Source organism: Variovorax glucosi, assembly GCF_051216695.1.
Taxonomy (GTDB): Bacteria; Pseudomonadota; Gammaproteobacteria; order Burkholderiales; family Burkholderiaceae_C; genus Variovorax.
In genome coordinates, this window is sequence record NZ_JBPJZE010000407.1 from 1 (window position 1) to 1,031 (window position 1,031).

The window sequence follows — 1,031 nt, forward strand, 5'->3', positions numbered from 1 at the left end:
CGGGAATACGTGTCGTGGCTGCTGCTGTATGAATCTGCTCGGCTGAGCATTGCGCACAAGACGGCGATTGTTTTTTGCTGAGGCCGTCACCTACGGCAAGTCGGACCACGAGGAAGAGTCCTACCACCTCGTGCGCGCGCATGCGTTCGCTGAACCCCGGCTGACCGCGACACAGGCAGTGTTGAACGCCCGCTGACGCACCCATCGGCCTAAACTGCCTTCCCACCCACCCCTTCCTCAGGAGACAACTATGACCACGCTGGAAATCGCGAACAAGCTCGTCGCGCTATGCAGAGAAGGAAAGTTCCAGGACGCGAAATCGCTCTACGCCGATGACGCGGTGAGCGTCGAGGCAGGCGCCCCGCCCGGCCAGCAACGCGAGGCCGTCGGCCTGGCGGCCATCGAGGCCAAGGGCAAGTGGTGGAGCGACAACCACGAAGTGCATTCGTTCAAGATCACCGGCCCCTGGCCGCATGACGACCGCTTCATCGTCGGCTTCGATTTCGACGTGACCATGAAGCCCACAGGCCAGCGATTCAAGATGGAAGAAGCGGGCCTCTACACCGTGAAGGACGGGGCCATCGTGCGCGAAGAGTTCTTCTATTCGATGGGTGGCTGAGGCGCCCCGGGGGCACGAACACCGGCAAAATGCCCGCAGGTGCCCTCATGAACACACGATTTGTAGAAGCCTTTCTCTGGGCCGCGCGGCTCGGCAGCTTCCGCGCGGCGAGCGACCGGCTCCACATCACGCAGGCGGCGGTGTCCAACCGCGTCGCCTCCCTCGAAGAAGACATCGGCGCGCGCCTGTTCGAGCGCTCGACCCGCGCCATGCGCCTCACGCCGCAGGGCCAGACGCTGCTCGACTACGCGGTGCGCGCCTTCGAGCTGCTCGACGAAGGCGAATCGCTGGTCACAGCCGACCGCGGTGAGCTGGTCGGCACGCTGCGCGTGGCCTCGCCTTCGGATCTCACGCGCAGCACGCTATTACCGTGGTTCGACGAATTCCTGGTGCTGCACCCCGGCGTGCAGCT

At 64.4% G+C, this 1,031-nt stretch carries 2 protein-coding genes; both read left to right on the forward strand.

Annotation, left to right across the window (positions count from 1 at the left end; all coding sequences use genetic code 11):
- Positions 1-250 precede the first annotated feature (250 nt).
- Positions 251-619 carry a SnoaL-like domain-containing protein gene (locus ACSFA3_RS26060; RefSeq protein ID WP_435470343.1) on the forward strand — a complete coding sequence of 123 codons (369 nt, stop codon included), beginning with the start codon at positions 251-253 and terminating at the stop codon, positions 617-619.
- A 47-nt stretch (positions 620-666) separates the two neighbouring features.
- On the forward strand, positions 667-1,031 hold a 365-nt coding region (locus tag ACSFA3_RS26065; protein ID WP_435508193.1), incomplete at its 3' end, for a LysR family transcriptional regulator.

Coding starts and splice junctions, on each gene's coding strand:
- ACSFA3_RS26060 (WP_435470343.1), top strand. CDS start 251: ATGACCACGCTGGAAATCGCGAACAAGCTCGTCGCGCTATGCAGAGAA.